The organism is Streptomyces sp. NPDC050842, from assembly GCF_044456565.1.
Taxonomy (GTDB): Bacteria; Actinomycetota; Actinomycetes; order Streptomycetales; family Streptomycetaceae; genus Streptomyces.
This window is the reverse complement of record NZ_JBITGA010000014.1, coordinates 58,416-71,784: the sequence shown is the minus strand read 5'-3', so window position 1 is coordinate 71,784 and position 13,369 is coordinate 58,416. Positions and strand designations below refer to the sequence as shown.

Here is a 13,369-nt window from a genome sequence, read left to right as displayed (position 1 = left end):
AGGGGGTGCCTTGGGCCTGCGCTGTGGGGGAGTGTCGGTCCGTACGACTTCAGGCCGCAAGGGCGCCTTTCAGCCGTACGGCCTTCAACAAGCCCTGTCCTCAAGGGAGTTGCAGTGGCTCAGTACAGGCTGACCTTGTACTTGGCGAGGGCCTCCGGCACCGGCTGGTAGAAGGTCGTGCCGCCGGTGGAGCAGTTGCCGCTGCCTCCGGAGGTGAGGCCGAGCGCCTTGGTGCCGTCGTAGAGCGCCCCGCCGGAATCGCCGGGCTCGGCGCAGACGTTGGTCTGGATCATGCCGCGGACGGTGCCGCCGCCGGAGTAGTGGACGGTGGCGTCGAGGCCGGTGACCGTGCCGCTGCGGGTGCCCGTGGTGGAGCCGGAGCGCTTGACCGACTCCCCCACGTAGGCGTCGGCGGCGGTGAAGCCGCCGGTGTGGCTGAGCGAGGCGTTGTCGTAGCGGACGAGCGCGTAGTCGTTGCCGGGGAAGCTGGAGCCCACGGTGGCGCCGATCAGGGTGGACTGCGCCGAGTTGGTGTACCAGGTCTTCACTGAGTTGCCGCAGTGGCCGGCGGTGAGGAAGTAGTAGGTGCTGCCGCTGCGGACGTTGAAGCCGAGCGAGCAGCGGTATCCGCTGCCGTAGATGGCGTCTCCGGCCCCGAGCAGGGGCGTGAAGACGCCGGAGGTGCGCTGGACGCGGAGGGTTCCGGCGTCGGCGCCGGCCGCCGCGCGGATCTTCGCGATCCCCGCTTCGGTGACGGTGGAGTCGGCGGTGACGACGACTCTGCCCGCCGCTCTGTCCACGTACCAGGCGGTGCCGCCGACCCCGGCGGCGTCGACGGCGGCGTCGGCGCGGGCGAGCTGCGCCGCTCCCGCCGGACCGGGGGTGGGGGCGGCCTGGGCGCCCGGAAGTCCGAGGGCCGTCACGGCGGCGAATCCCGCGGCGATCGCGAGCAGTCGGGTGCTGGTGATCCTCACTGTGCTCCTCACTGTTCTCCTTCTGGGAAAAGCGGAGGGGCCCGTGGGTGGCGGGCCCGTGAGTCCCCCAAGCTCTCAACTCCGTTCGAGCAGGGGGGACCCCATCGCCAGATGACGTGTTCCTGACATGCGCCGTGAGTGATAGTGACCCCCCGTGGAGCGGACGCACAAGACCGCCGGACGCACGGGCGCCCCCGGCCGTCGCGGCCGGGGGCGCCCGTGCGTCCGCGCACCGCGCGGAAGACCCTGGTCGGAAGGGTCAGGAGGGGTTCAGCCGCCGCTCCCCCGCCGGGACCGCGGTGTCGAGCGTGTTGCCCGGCGGCGGGAACGGGCAGATGAAGTGGTCGGCGAAGGCGCACGGCGGCAGCAGCGCCCGGTTGAAGTCCACCGTCACCGAGCCGTCCGCCGCCGGGGCCTCCGGCCGCAGGAACCGGAAGCGGTAGCTGTCCCGGCCGCTGGTGGCGTCCGCGAAGACCGCCCACAGCGAACCGTCGTCCTCGACGGCCACCTGGAGGGTGTGCTCGCCACCGTGCAGCTCGAAGGCCAGCTCCCCGGCCAGCCCGAGGCCGCGCTCCCGTCCGTCGGCGTTCTCGACCCGCACGCTGCGCGTCTCCTCGTACGGACGGAAGACGCCGGGCACCACCCAGCGCTCGTCGTACGGGGTGGCCTCGATGCCCGCGAAGGCGCGGCGCGCCTCCGAGCCGGGGTCGAAGTCCCGTACGGCCCAGAGCCCTTCGCGCCGCAGGACCACGAGCCGCCGGCCCGCCGACTCGACCCGGGACTCGTGGATCGGGGCGTGGTCGGCGGTGAGCCGTACGGTGCCGGCGAAGGGCTTCCCGTCGACGGTGATCGCGTCCTCGGCCTCCGCCGTCAGGAGCACCTCGTCGCCGTCCTCCCGCCACGCGCCGGGAACGGCCGGAATTCGACCCTCCGGGTGATCCGCGAGCCAGTGCGTGCCCGTGAGGGAGAGCGGGCCGTACGAGGAGGCGACCGCCGCCTCACGGTGCTCGTGCCAGTGCTGCCAGTGCTGCTGGGGATCCGTACTCATGGTGTTCCACCTTTCCATACGGGCTCGGGAAGCCCGTGGCGCGGCGTGGGTCAGTTCTTGGTGCGGGGCAGGCCGAGCGGGTTGACCTCCGACTTCTCCACTGCCTCGCTGTCCAGTCCCCACCGCTTGAGCACCTGGGCGTAGGTGCCGTTCCCGACGATGTGGTCGATCGCGGCCGCGTAGGCGGCGACGAGGCCGCTGTCCTTCTTCGTGGTGGCCGCGATCTTGCCCTGGAGCCCGGCGCCCGCGCCGGAGAACTTCCCGGCGACCTCGGTCTCCCCGGCCGAGGCCACGTGGTAGGCGACGACGGGATTGGGGCCGAGGTAGCCGTCGATCCGTCCGGACTGGAGGGCCAGGTAGTAGTCGCTGGTGTTCTGGAAGTACGTGATGTCGACGCCCTTGCGGCCCGCCTTCTCGTTCTGCTCGGACCACTCGACGAGGATCTTCTCCTGGTTGGTGCCGGAGCCGACGGCGATCTTCTTCCCCGCCACGTCCTCGGGCCCCTTCACCGTCCAGCCGGAGCCCTTCTTCGCCTCGAAGGCCAGGTCGTCGAGGCGGTAGGTGGCGAAGTCGTACTTGTCCTTGCGCTCCTCGGTCACGGTGACGTTGGAGAAGACGGCGTCATACTTGCCGCTGTCGAGGCCGACGAAGAGGTTCTCCCAGGACACCGGGTCGAACTCGGGCTTCAGGCCGAGGGTGTCGGCCACCAGGGTCGCGAGGTCGAGCTCGGCGCCGATCAGCGTCTTGTCGTCGGTGGCGCGGAAGGCGAGCGGCGGACTGCTGTTGGCCGAGACCCCGACGACGAGCGTGCCTCTCTTGCGGACGGCCTCGGGCACCTGCGCGGCGATGGCGTCGACCTTGGCGGTGTGGACGCGCTTCTGGTCCGGGCCCACGTTGATGCCGTTCCCCTTCTGCCCCTCGGGCTTGATCTCGCCGGTCGCGGCCTCCCCCGAACCGCAGGCGGTGAGAAGCCCGAGGGCGGTGAGCGAGGCGAGGGCGGTGAGGACGGTGCGGCGGGACTTCATGACGGACTCCTGGTACGGGAACGGGGATGGGCGGTCGGACGGGAAGGGCGACGGGGAACGGACGGTCAGAGGACCTTGGAGAGGAAGGCGCGGGTGCGCTCGTGGCGCGGGCTGTCGAGCACCTCGGCCGGCGGGCCCTGCTCGACGATCCGGCCCTCGTCCATGAAGACCACGGTGTCGGCGACCTCGCGGGCGAAGCCGATCTCGTGCGTGACGACGATCATGGTGGTGCCGGAGGCGGCCAGGTCCTTGATGACGTCGAGGACCTCGCCGACCAGTTCGGGGTCGAGCGCGGAGGTCGGCTCGTCGAAGAGGAGCAGCCCCGGTTCCAGGGCGAGCGCGCGGGCGATGGCGACCCGCTGCTGCTGTCCGCCGGAGAGCTGCTTGGGGTACGCCCCCGCCTTGTCGGCGAGTCCGACGCGGTCGAGGAGCTTCCGGGCCGCGGCCTCGGCGTCCTTGCGGGGGCGCTTCAGCGCGGAGACGGGCGCCTCGACGATGTTCTCCAGGACCGTCAGGTGCGGGAAGAGGTGGAAGTTCTGGAAGACGAAGCCGATGCGGGTGCGCTGCTTGAGGATGTCGCGCTCCCGCAGCTCGTAGAGCTTGTTCCCGGAGCGGCGGTAGCCGACGAGGGTGCCGTCGACGCTGACCGTGCCGCTGTCGACCTTCTCCAGGTGGTTGATGGTCCGCAGGAGGGTCGACTTGCCGGAGCCCGAGGGGCCGAGGACGACGGTGACCTCACCCGCCCGGACGTCGAGGTCGATGCCGCGCAGGACGTGGAGCGGGCCGAAGTTCTTGTGGACGGAGCGGATCTCGACCTTGGCGGTGGTGGCCTCGGTGGTCTTCGGGGCGGTGGCGGTGGCGCTCATCGGGCGCTCCCCTTCGCGTAGTGGCGTTCGACGTAGTGCTGGACGACGGAGAGCGCGGTGGTGAGCAGGACGTACCAGGCGGTGGCGACCATCAGGAGCGGGACGACCCGTCCGTTACGGCCGTAGACGACCTGCACCTGGTAGAAGAGTTCGCCGATCGCCATGACGGAGACGATCGAGGTGCCCTTGAAGAGCGAGATGATCTCGTTGGCGGCGTTGGGCAGGATCGAGCGCATCGCCTGCGGCAGCACGATCCGCCGCAGCTGCCGGAGCTTCGGGATGCCGAGGGAGGCCGCCGCCTCTGACTGGCCCTCGTCCACGGCGAGTACGCCGCCCCGGACGATCTCCGCCGCGTAGGCCGCCTGGTGGAGGGCGAGCCCGAGGACGGCGGCGCTCATCTCGCCGACGAGGCCCATCGTGTCGAAGGAGAGGAAGCTCGGCCCGAAGGGGATGCCGATGCTCAACTCCTTGTAGAGATAGGCGAGGTTGAACCAGAACAGCAGCTGGACGATGAGCGGGATGGAGCGGAAGGCCCAGATGTAGGCGAAGGCGACCGACCGCAGGAACGGGTTGGCCGAGAGCCGCATGAAGGCCAGCACGATGCCGATCGCGAAGCCGAGGGCCGTGCCGTAGAAGGTGAGCTGGAGGGTGACCCAGACGGCCTGGAGGATCGTCTCGGTGGTGAAGAACGCGGCGAAGACGTCCCACTCCCAGCCGGGGTTGGTGATCAGCCCGTGGGCGAACTGCACGAGCAGGACGGCGGTGGCGGCGACGGCCACCCAGCGCCAGGGGTGGCGCACGGGGACGACCACGAGGTCGGCGGACGCCGAGGGGACGGGGGTGACGGTCGGGTCTTTCGTGAGGGGGGCGGTGGAGGGCGGATCGCTGGTGAGAGACATGGCGGTTCCTCGGGAACGGGTCGGGAAGCAGAGGGGGAGCCCGGATCAGGCGCTCAGCGGGGCCGGAAGACGACAGCTCCGGTCGCCGCGGTCGCTGCCATCGCTCCGGTCGCCGCGGCCGCTCCGGTCGCTCCGCTCGCGCAGGAAGGTCAGGGCTGCTCGCGCGGCGACGTCGTTCTGCCCGAAGGCGATCCCGCCGGTACGGGGCCGGGTGAAGGCGCCGCCGGCCCGGGCGGTGGTGTGCGGGCCGAGCGCGAAGCGGCGCGGGTGCGGTCGTCCGTCGCGCTCCAGGATCCGGGCGTCGGCGGGGTCGACGACGAGGAGCCCGCTGGCGGTGGCCCGCGCCCCGTCCTCGTACAGGGCGCGCAGCAGCGGGCTGCCGGTGAGTTCCAGGGTGGGGTCGGGCAGCCGGGCCTCGACGAGGGCGCGCGCCTCGGTCCGCTCCCCCGGGACGGCGGTGGACGCGGCCCGGAAGACCCCGCGCTCCTCGTCGGTCTCGACGGTGACCTGGGGTCCGAGGAAGCGGACCACGCCGGCGCGGGAGAGCGCGAGGAGCTGCCGCAGCCGGGGTCCGGGCGGGCCGGAGGCGAGGTAGCTGAAGAAGCCGTGCCACCAGCCGCCGGTGTCGATCCGGTCGCCGAGCCTGAGGAGCTGCGCGTAGACGGAGAGCAGCGCGGCGAAGACGGCGGCGTCGGGGCTGTGGGCCGGGTCGTGGCGGCGGGTCAGATCGTCGGTGACGTAGTCGCGCAGGCCGTGCTGGAGCTCCTCGGCTGAGCCGAAGCGGACCCCGTCGAGGGGGTGGTCGAGGGCGTCGGGGTCGAAGCGGTCGGCGGGGTCGGGGACGGCCGCGGCGACGAGCGCGGCGACCTCCGCCCCGCGCGGCGGCGCCTCCGCGTAGGCCTTCTCGAAGTCGCTCCAGGCGAGGGACGTCCGCTCGGGGTGGGTGGAGAAGAGCCGGTGGTAATGGGCCCAGCCGAGTTCCTTGTCGACGAGCGGCCACACGTCGCGCCGGAAGTCGAGCGCCCCGGCCCGTTCGAGGAGGGCGTCGGTCTGCTCGGCCCCGAAGAACCGGGGCAGCGGGGGCCGTTCGCCGTCGAGGACGTACCCGATCTTCGAGTGGTACGGGACGCCTCGCCGCGATCCGACGTGCAGCACGGGCTCCCGACCGGAGGGTACGTAGACGAGGTCGTCGCCCTCGCCCTCGTACCGTCCGCCGCGGCCCTCGGTGAGGAGCACCATCAGGTCGACGAAGGCGAGGCCGAAGCCGCGTACGAGGACGGGCTCGCCGGCGGGCAGCGCGGAGAGGTCGGTGTCCGCGGTGAAGTCGGGCGGGAGGTGGACGAGCCGGTGGCGGGCGGCGAAGTCGGCGAGCGCCCGCTGCTCCGGGTCGGGTTCGGCATCGAGATGGCCGACGGTGAGGACGACGAGGTCGGCGAGGAGGGGCTCGGCGCCGGCCTCCAGCCAGACCCGCTGGCGTCCGTCGCGGGGGCCGCCGATCCGCAGCGCGGTGGTGCGGTGCTCGTGGACGGTGACGGACGCGGGCAGGGCGGCGAGGGCCCGCTCGTACACCCAGCGCAGGTAGGCGCCCTGCTGGGGGCGGGTGGGGAAGGTGCGGCCGTCGAGGGCGGCCCAGTCGGCGAGGGTGGGACCCGGCCGGACGGGCCCGTCGAGCCGCACGGTCTCGTCGGTGAACATGGTGACGTCCTCGGCCTGGGAGTTCATCCAGAGCAGCGGGGACTGTTCGGTGCGCCAGATCCGGCCCGGGCCCGGCGGGTGCGGGTCGACGAGGTGGAGGTCGAGGGGGTCGTCGCCGTACAGCTCGGGCAGGCTGGCGGCGAGCCGTTCGAGGAAACCGGTCCCCCGCGGCCCGGCGCCCACGATGGCGAGGGACGGACGGGGGCTCATCGGGTGCTGCCCGTGCCGCGGGCGTAGTACCGCTCGACGTAGTGCTGGCCGAGGCTGAGGACCGAGGTGACGGCGACGTACCAGAGGGTGGCGACGAGGAGCAGCGGGATGACCTCGTACGTGCGGTGGTAGATGAGCTGGGTCGAGTAGAGCAGGTCCTGGACGGCGATGACGGAGACGATCGAGGTGCCCTTGAGGGTGCCGATCAGCATGTTCCCGGCCGGCGGGACGATCGAGCGCATCGCCTGGGGCAGCACGATCCGGGTGAGCCGGCGCCACCGGCCGAGGCCGAGGGACTGGGCGGCCTCGATCTGGCCGCGGTCGACGGAGAGGATGCCGCCGCGCACGACCTCGGCGGCGTAGGCGGCCTCGTGCAGGGTGAGGCCGATGACGGCGACGGCGACGGGACCGAGGAGGTTGACCGTGTGCACGCCGAGGACGGTCGGATAGAGCGCGCCGATGTTGAACCAGAACAGCAGCTGGACCAGGATCGGAGTGGACCGGAAGAACCAGACGTACCCCCAACTGACCGCGCGCAGCACCGGGTTGGCGGACAGGCGGAAGACGGCGAGCAGGGTGCCGAGGACGAAGCCCAGGGCCATGACGAGGGCGGTCAGCCACAGGGTGAGGCCCAGGCCGCGCAGGACGGACGCGGCCGTGAAGTACTCGGCGACGACGCCCCATTGGAAGGCCTTGTTGCGGACGACCGAGAGCAGTCCCAGGCCGAGGAGGACGAGGACGACGGTCGCGGCGACCCACTGGCCGGCGCGGCGGGTGGGGACGACACGGGGAGGCGGCTCGGCCGGCGGGGCCGTGGAGGGGATCTTGACGAGGGTCGCGGACATGCGGAGGCTCCGTGGATGCCAGAGGCGGATCGAACACGGGGGTGCGCCTTCACACGCAGAGCACGGATCCGGGCCCCTCAGCCCGATCCGCCCTTCGAGGCTATGCGGTCAACACGCCCCACTGTCAAGGGTGTCCACAGGGTGAGCCGTGCGTCTCATCGTGGTTGACGCGGAAACGGATGCCTGTTCCACTGGGGCCATGCATCCGCAGCAGCAGCTGGTCACGCGCTCCCACATCGACTTCGGTCGCGTGTGGTCCTCTTCCTGTTGAGCTGACCCTCCGCTCTGCCCCTGCCCGCGTGCTGTTTTCCGCGGCGCCTTCACACCCGGGCCCCTCGTGAGTGCCTGAGCTCTCCCCTCCCCTCGCCCTGCCCCGCTGTTCTCCTTCGCCCTGAAGGACCGTCATGACCTTCGCGTTGTCCGTGTACCGGACCACGACCACCGACCCCCTGGCGCGCCCGCTCCTCGACGAGCTGGCGTACGAGTACACGACCCGGTACGGCTCCGCGCACGACCTGAGCCTCTACCCTGCCGCGGAGTTCGCCCCTCCCGACGGCGCCTTCCTGCTCCTCCTGGAGCAAGGCCGGCCCGTCGCCGGAGGCGCGTACCGCCAATACGACGAACACACCGCCGAGCTGAAGAGGATCTGGACCCACTCGGCGCACCGCAGGCGCGGGCTCGCCCGCCGCGTCCTCACCGTGCTCGAACGCGAGGCCGCCGCCCGCGGCTACACCCGCATCTATCTGACGACCGGGGCACGCCAGCCGGAGGCCAGGGGCCTCTACCTGGCGACCGGCTACCGGCCGCTCTTCGACGTGACCGCCGACCTTGAGTCGCTCGGCCCCCTGCCGTTCGAGAAGCTCCTGGAGAACCCGAAACCATGAGTACGCGTACGAGTTCCGGCACCACCCGCACGACTTCCGGCACCACCCGCACGACTTCCGGCACCACCCGCACGACTTCCGGCACGACCCGCACGGCCCTCGGCTTCGCGCTGATCACCGCCGCCGCGCTCACGCTCACCGCCTGCGCCGGGGGTGAGCCCGCGACCGCTCCGGCCGGGGCCTCCGGAGCACCGGGCGCCGCGAAGGGCGCGCTCCCGAGCGAGGACGTGGTGTCGGCGGTGAAGAAGAACGAGGCCGCGGCGAAGCTGCTCCCCGCCGACGTCCGGCAGCGGGGCAGCTTCACGGTCGCCGCCTCGGTCGGCACCCCGCCCAGCTCGGCCTACCTGCCCGACGGCAGGACCGTGGTCGGGGTGGACGCCGACTTCACGGGCGCCGTGGCGAAGGCCCTCGGCCTGGAGGTGAAGCGCGAGGCCGTCGGCTTCGAGGCGATCCTGCCGGCGCTCGGCAGCGGCAAGTACGACGTCGGCACCGGGAACTTCGGGGTGACCGAGGAGCGCCGCAAGACCATCGACTTCGTCACGTACGTCAACGACGGCCAGGGCTTCGCCACCCGGTCCGACAGCCCGCTGAAGGCGGTCACCGACCTCACACAGTTGTGCGGGCTGAAGGTCGCGACGGGCGCCGGCACCACCTTCGAACGGACCCTGGAGCAGAACAGGGGCCGGTGCGCGGAGTCCGGGAAGCAGCCGTACGAGGTGAACGTCTTCAACGAGACGGGAGCGGTCTGGATGGCGCTCCAGCAGGGCCGCAGCGATGTCGTGATGAGCACGATCAACGGCGTGCGGTACGCGGTGACGCAGCAGAAGAACGTGAAGTTCCTCAACGAGTACCGACGGCTCGACGTCGGCTTCGCCTTCAAGAAGGGCACCCCGCTCGCCCCCGCCTTCCAGGCGGCGGTGAACGGCCTGAAGGCCGACGGGACGTACGACCGGATCCTGAAGAAGTGGGGGGTGACGGAGTCGGGCATCGAGCGGTCGCAGATCACCCCGCCGGAGATCCCGGCGCCGACGAAGTAGCGGCTTCACGGGCGGGGCGGGCGGCGCCCGGCGAGGAGGCCGGGCCCCCGACGAGGTGTCAGCAGTCGCAGCCGCAGCTGCAGTCCCCGCAGCAGCCGTCTCCCTCGCAGCAGGAGGAGCAGTTGCTGCAGCAGTCACAGCAGTCGCAGCAGTTGCCTGGGTCGCACTGCTGGCAGAGCCCCTCGCGACGCTGCCGGCTCCAGGGATCCTCGAAGGTCCCGCAGCACATCTGGCAGGTGCAGGCCAGACCGACCCAGAGGGCGCACCCGGCTATCAGGCCGCGCCGGTTCGGCGGCCCGGGCGGGAACGGCCCGCCGGGACCCCCGGGGCCACCGGGGCCGGGGGCGTGGGGCCCGCCGGGTCCGCCCGGCCCGGGGGCGTACGGGTTGCCGGGGACGGGTCCGGGCCCCTGGGGCGCGTACGGGTTCCCCGGCACCGGGCCATGCCCGTGCACCGATCCTTGCCCGTGCACCGACCCCGCCCCCTGCCCCGGCGTCCCGTGCGAGCAGCTCGTCGTGCCGAAGGCGCGGTCCACCGACGTCCGGAGCTCGTGGGCGAGGAGGACGTGGACGAGCTTGCCGTCGGCGAACTCGGCGTCCCGCAGCGCGAGGCGGATCCCGTGCAGGGCGTCGTCGGCGAGCCGGCGGGCCTCCTCCCGGGAGGTGCCGGTCGCGGTGAGCGGGTTCCAGGCGCCCGCCGCCGCGTCCGCGGTCTGGTCCTCGACGGCGTCGAGGAGGTGGGCGAGGCGGCCGAAGAGCCGGCCGGCCTCGGCGAGCGGCGCCGCGTTCCCCGGGCGCCCCGCGAGGACCGCGGTGTGCGCGAAGGCGGCCGCGGTCGCGGTCTCGGTCGGCTCGGTGACGACGAGCAGCGGGGTCCCGAGGCCGGCGAGGGACTCGAGGCCGGTCTGCCGGTCGACCGCGTCGACGAGGACGGCGGTGTCGAAGCCGAGGGCCCGGCCGGTCCTGGCGCCGGCCCGGTCCCAGGAGCGGGCGACCCGGCGGGCCGCCGCGGCGACCGGCTTGCGCGCCAACAGGCCGTCCCGGTCGGCGACGTGGTCCCGTACCTTCGCCGAGGCGAGGACGAGCGAGACGGCGGCGGCGAGGCGCGCGCCCTCCCCCTGGGCCACGGGCGCGGTCCGCATCCCGCGCAGCGGGCAGGGTCCCGCGGTACGGCGCCCGTCCGCCACAGTGCCGGTCTGAGCCTCCGTCAGAACCGAGACGATGAGCCCGTCGTAGTTGGTGACGACCCGGGCGAACTGCCCGTGGTCCGCGCGAAGTGCCAGGCAGAGGCCGCAGAGGTGGGCCATCCACTCGACTTTGAGCGCGTCGGTGAGCCGGTGCGTGCAGGGTCTGACGATTCCGAACATGAGGTGCCCCCGTGAGCCGTACGAAGTGCCGTCGAGCGGCTTCGCGGCATCGTAGCGAGCCGGGTCGTTCACCCGTACGCGCCCATCGTCACCCTTCTGGCCCGACTTTCATATTTTAAGTTGCGCGCCCCTCCGTCAGACCCCGCATACCGCAAGTTTCCTGACGTATCGCCAGAATTCGATGCTCACGTTCTGCACCAGTACCGTCACGAATCCCCTGCGCGGCGTGTATCCACTTGGCGCGCGATCCGCATCATGGACGACGATAGGGATTGCGGAACCACAAGTGACCGCGCTGAAAGGAGGCGTCCATGGGATCGGTGCGCAAGGCAAGTGCCTGGCTGGGACTCGTCGAGGACAACGACGAGCGTTACTACGACGACGAGTACGCCGACGGTGCCGAGAACGGCGACGCCTGGGTGACGGACCCCCGTGTCCGGGTGGCCACGGACACCGCCCAGGATCAGGGCCGCCGGATCGCCACCGTCTCCCCCGACGGCTTCCGGGACGCCCGGGGCATCGGAGAGCTCTTCCGGGACGGTGTTCCGGTGATCGTGAACCTGACCGGGATGGAGCCGCACGACGCCAAGCGCGTGGTCGACTTCGCCGCCGGTCTCGCCTTCGGTCTGCGCGGCTCGATCGAGCGCGTGGCGACGCGGGTCTTCCTGCTCACTCCCGCCGACACCCAGATCATCGGCGGCGAGACCCGTCGGCGTCCGCAGGACGGTTTCTTCAACCAGAGCTGAGCGGGTCCGCCGGCCCGCCCGGGCACCTCCCGAGGTCGGGTCAGTGCGTCGGGCGTCCGGAGCCGGCGGGCTCGATCGCTTCCCGGGTCGCGGGCACCCGCGGCTCGGCAGGCTCACGCGCCTCGACCGGCGGCTCGCACATCTCGATCGCTGCACGCGTCTTGACCGCTTCATGCGTCTTGATCGCTTCACACGACTCGTACGACGCGTACGAGTCGTCCGGTTCCGCCGGACACTCCATGACCCGGGGCAGCCGCCGGGCCATCACCGCACCGGCGAGCAGCAGCACGGCGCTCACGCAGAGCGTGATGTGCAGGCCGTCCACGAAGGCGTGCCGGGCGGCCTGGTACAGGGCCGCGCCCGCCGTGCCGCCGAGCTGGTCGGCGACCTGATAGGCCTCGCCGAGGGAGTTCGACGCGGCACTGCTCGCCTCCGTCGGCACACCCGGGACGGACGCGAGACCGGGCGCGTACGCGGCGTTCATCACGCTGCCGAGCAGCGCGATGCCCATGCCGGCACCGAGCTGGTACGAGGTCTCGCCGATCGCGGCGGCGCCGCCCGCACTCTTCTGCGGCGCCTCGCTGAGCATCGACTCGTACGCCGAGAACAGCGTGGTCTGCAGGCCGAAGCCGAGCAGCACGAAGCCCACCGTGAGCAGCAGCGGCCGGTCGTCCTGTCCCATGAAGGTGAGCAGCAGCACCGCGGCGGCGGTGAGCACGAAGCCCCAGCCGACCATCCGGCGCGGGCCGATCCTGCGCAGGGTGTACGAGCCTGTGGCGCCGGCGGCCATGGCGGCGAAGGTGAGCGGCAGGAGCCGGAGACCGGTCTCCAGGGGGCTCAGTCCGAGGACGAGCTGGAGGTACTGGACGGCGATGAGCTCCAGGCCGACGAGGGCCAGCATGGCGAGGACGATGCAGCCGACCGAGGTGGTGAAGGCCGCCCGGGAGAAGAGCCGCATGTCGATCAGCGGGTGCGGGCGCCGCTTCTGCCTGCGGATGAAGAGGACGAGGAGCGCGGCGCCGACGAGCAGCGGTCCCGCGGTCGGGAGGGCGAGCAGCGGCTCGCCGGCCCCGGCGCGCTTGACCCCGAGGACGCAGCCGAGGACTCCGGCGGCGGCCATGAGGGCGCCGAGGACGTCCCAGGGGCCGTCGGAGTCTCCGCGGGACTCGGGGAGGAGCCGGCGGCCCAGTGGCAGGATCAGCGCCATGAGCGGGATGTTGATGAGGAAGACGGATCCCCACCAGTAGTGCTCGACGAGGAAGCCGCCGAGCACCGGCCCGGTGGCGGCACCGATCGCGGCGACCGCTGTCCAGACGCCGATGGCGGTGGCGCGTTCCCTGCGGTCGGGGAAGACCGCCCGGAGGATGGAGAGCGTCGCGGGCATGATCATGGCGCCGCCGACACCGAGCAGTGCGCGGGCCGCGATGAGGACCCCCGGCTCGGTGGCGAGGGCGGCGACCGCCGAGGCGACGCCGAACAGTGCGTAGCCGAGGAGGAGGACGCGTCTTCTGCCGACCCGGTCGCCGAGGGTGCCGAAGAGGATCAGCAGCGAGGCACAGATCAGTGGGTAGGCGTCGACGATCCAGAGCAGCGCGGTGGAGCTGGGGCGCAGGTCCTCGGTGAGCGAGGGGACGGCGACGTGGAGGATGGTCGCGTCGAGGGCGACCAGGAGAAGGCTGACGCAGAGGACGACCAGGACGACCCAGCGATTGGTTCCGCCGTCGGCGGCACGCTCTCGCGCTCGGGCCGTGATCGTCCGCGACATGTACGTACC

The 13,369-nt window shown here is 72.0% G+C and carries 12 protein-coding genes; 3 read left to right on the top strand and 9 right to left on the bottom strand.

Annotated elements, in window-relative coordinates; all coding sequences use genetic code 11:
• Window positions 1-119: 119 nt before the first annotated feature.
• The 7 genes from ACIBG6_RS35655 to ACIBG6_RS35625 form a co-directional block, all read right to left on the bottom strand.
• On the bottom strand, window positions 120-974 hold the full coding sequence (locus ACIBG6_RS35655; RefSeq protein WP_399226882.1) for a S1 family peptidase: 855 nt from the start codon (window positions 972-974) through the stop codon (window positions 120-122).
• A gap of 259 nt (window positions 975-1,233) precedes the next feature.
• Entirely contained in the window at window positions 1,234-2,022 is a 789-nt protein-coding gene (locus ACIBG6_RS35650; RefSeq protein ID WP_399226881.1) for a DUF1684 domain-containing protein, read from the bottom strand.
• A 50-nt stretch (window positions 2,023-2,072) separates the two neighbouring features.
• Complete coding sequence (locus ACIBG6_RS35645) at window positions 2,073-3,047, bottom strand: ABC transporter substrate-binding protein (RefSeq protein WP_399226880.1); 975 nt, start codon at window positions 3,045-3,047, stop codon at window positions 2,073-2,075.
• A gap of 65 nt (window positions 3,048-3,112) precedes the next feature.
• Window positions 3,113-3,913 (bottom strand): amino acid ABC transporter ATP-binding protein, encoded by an 801-nt coding sequence (locus tag ACIBG6_RS35640; RefSeq protein WP_399226879.1) that lies wholly within the window; start codon window positions 3,911-3,913, stop codon window positions 3,113-3,115.
• Complete coding sequence (locus tag ACIBG6_RS35635; protein WP_399226878.1) at window positions 3,910-4,812, bottom strand: amino acid ABC transporter permease; 903 nt, start codon at window positions 4,810-4,812, stop codon at window positions 3,910-3,912. The genes ACIBG6_RS35640 and ACIBG6_RS35635 overlap by 4 nt, the downstream gene beginning before the upstream one ends.
• A gap of 45 nt (window positions 4,813-4,857) precedes the next feature.
• Window positions 4,858-6,717, bottom strand: coding sequence for an FAD/NAD(P)-binding protein (locus ACIBG6_RS35630; RefSeq protein ID WP_399226877.1), 1,860 nt, complete (start codon window positions 6,715-6,717; stop codon window positions 4,858-4,860).
• Window positions 6,714-7,562 (bottom strand): amino acid ABC transporter permease, encoded by an 849-nt coding sequence (locus ACIBG6_RS35625; protein WP_399226875.1) that lies wholly within the window; start codon window positions 7,560-7,562, stop codon window positions 6,714-6,716. Before ACIBG6_RS35625 ends, ACIBG6_RS35630 begins: the two co-directional genes overlap by 4 nt.
• Window positions 7,563-7,966: 404 nt before the next feature.
• Between ACIBG6_RS35625 and ACIBG6_RS35620 the strand changes: the two genes are divergently transcribed.
• Both ACIBG6_RS35620 and ACIBG6_RS35615 read left to right on the top strand, forming a co-directional pair.
• The gene (locus ACIBG6_RS35620; RefSeq protein ID WP_399226874.1) at window positions 7,967-8,446 is read left to right on the top strand and encodes a GNAT family N-acetyltransferase; all 480 of its coding nucleotides are present in this window, start codon (window positions 7,967-7,969) and stop codon (window positions 8,444-8,446) included.
• On the top strand, window positions 8,443-9,483 hold the full coding sequence (locus ACIBG6_RS35615) for an ABC transporter substrate-binding protein (protein WP_399226873.1): 1,041 nt from the start codon (window positions 8,443-8,445) through the stop codon (window positions 9,481-9,483). The genes ACIBG6_RS35620 and ACIBG6_RS35615 overlap by 4 nt, the downstream gene beginning before the upstream one ends.
• 58 nt (window positions 9,484-9,541) lie before the next feature.
• Here the strand turns inward: ACIBG6_RS35615 and ACIBG6_RS35610 are convergent, their stop codons facing one another.
• Window positions 9,542-10,849 carry a DUF5685 family protein gene (locus tag ACIBG6_RS35610; protein ID WP_399226872.1) on the bottom strand — a complete coding sequence of 436 codons (1,308 nt, stop codon included), beginning with the start codon at window positions 10,847-10,849 and terminating at the stop codon, window positions 9,542-9,544.
• A 311-nt stretch (window positions 10,850-11,160) separates the two neighbouring features.
• On the opposite strand from ACIBG6_RS35610, the gene ACIBG6_RS35605 reads away from it, so the two are divergent.
• Window positions 11,161-11,595, top strand: coding sequence for a cell division protein SepF (locus ACIBG6_RS35605; RefSeq protein WP_317594014.1), 435 nt, complete (start codon window positions 11,161-11,163; stop codon window positions 11,593-11,595).
• A 40-nt stretch (window positions 11,596-11,635) separates the two neighbouring features.
• On the opposite strand, the gene ACIBG6_RS35600 is transcribed toward ACIBG6_RS35605, so the two are convergent.
• Window positions 11,636-13,360 carry an MFS transporter gene (locus tag ACIBG6_RS35600; protein WP_399226870.1) on the bottom strand — a complete coding sequence of 575 codons (1,725 nt, stop codon included), beginning with the start codon at window positions 13,358-13,360 and terminating at the stop codon, window positions 11,636-11,638.
• Window positions 13,361-13,369 lie beyond the last annotated feature (9 nt).

Excerpts from the sequence above, each read along its gene's own strand:
- ACIBG6_RS35615 (WP_399226873.1), top strand. The coding sequence starts at position 8,443 with ATGAGTACGCGTACGAGTTCCGGCACCACCCGCACGACTTCCGGCACC.
- ACIBG6_RS35625 (WP_399226875.1), bottom strand. The coding sequence starts at position 7,562 with ATGTCCGCGACCCTCGTCAAGATCCCCTCCACGGCCCCGCCGGCCGAG.
- ACIBG6_RS35600 (WP_399226870.1), bottom strand. The coding sequence starts at position 13,360 with ATGTCGCGGACGATCACGGCCCGAGCGCGAGAGCGTGCCGCCGACGGC.
- ACIBG6_RS35645 (WP_399226880.1), bottom strand. The coding sequence starts at position 3,047 with ATGAAGTCCCGCCGCACCGTCCTCACCGCCCTCGCCTCGCTCACCGCC.
- ACIBG6_RS35610 (WP_399226872.1), bottom strand. The coding sequence starts at position 10,849 with ATGTTCGGAATCGTCAGACCCTGCACGCACCGGCTCACCGACGCGCTC.
- ACIBG6_RS35605 (WP_317594014.1), top strand. The coding sequence starts at position 11,161 with ATGGGATCGGTGCGCAAGGCAAGTGCCTGGCTGGGACTCGTCGAGGAC.
- ACIBG6_RS35620 (WP_399226874.1), top strand. The coding sequence starts at position 7,967 with ATGACCTTCGCGTTGTCCGTGTACCGGACCACGACCACCGACCCCCTG.
- ACIBG6_RS35630 (WP_399226877.1), bottom strand. The coding sequence starts at position 6,717 with ATGAGCCCCCGTCCGTCCCTCGCCATCGTGGGCGCCGGGCCGCGGGGG.
- ACIBG6_RS35650 (WP_399226881.1), bottom strand. The coding sequence starts at position 2,022 with ATGAGTACGGATCCCCAGCAGCACTGGCAGCACTGGCACGAGCACCGT.
- ACIBG6_RS35635 (WP_399226878.1), bottom strand. The coding sequence starts at position 4,812 with ATGTCTCTCACCAGCGATCCGCCCTCCACCGCCCCCCTCACGAAAGAC.
- ACIBG6_RS35640 (WP_399226879.1), bottom strand. The coding sequence starts at position 3,913 with ATGAGCGCCACCGCCACCGCCCCGAAGACCACCGAGGCCACCACCGCC.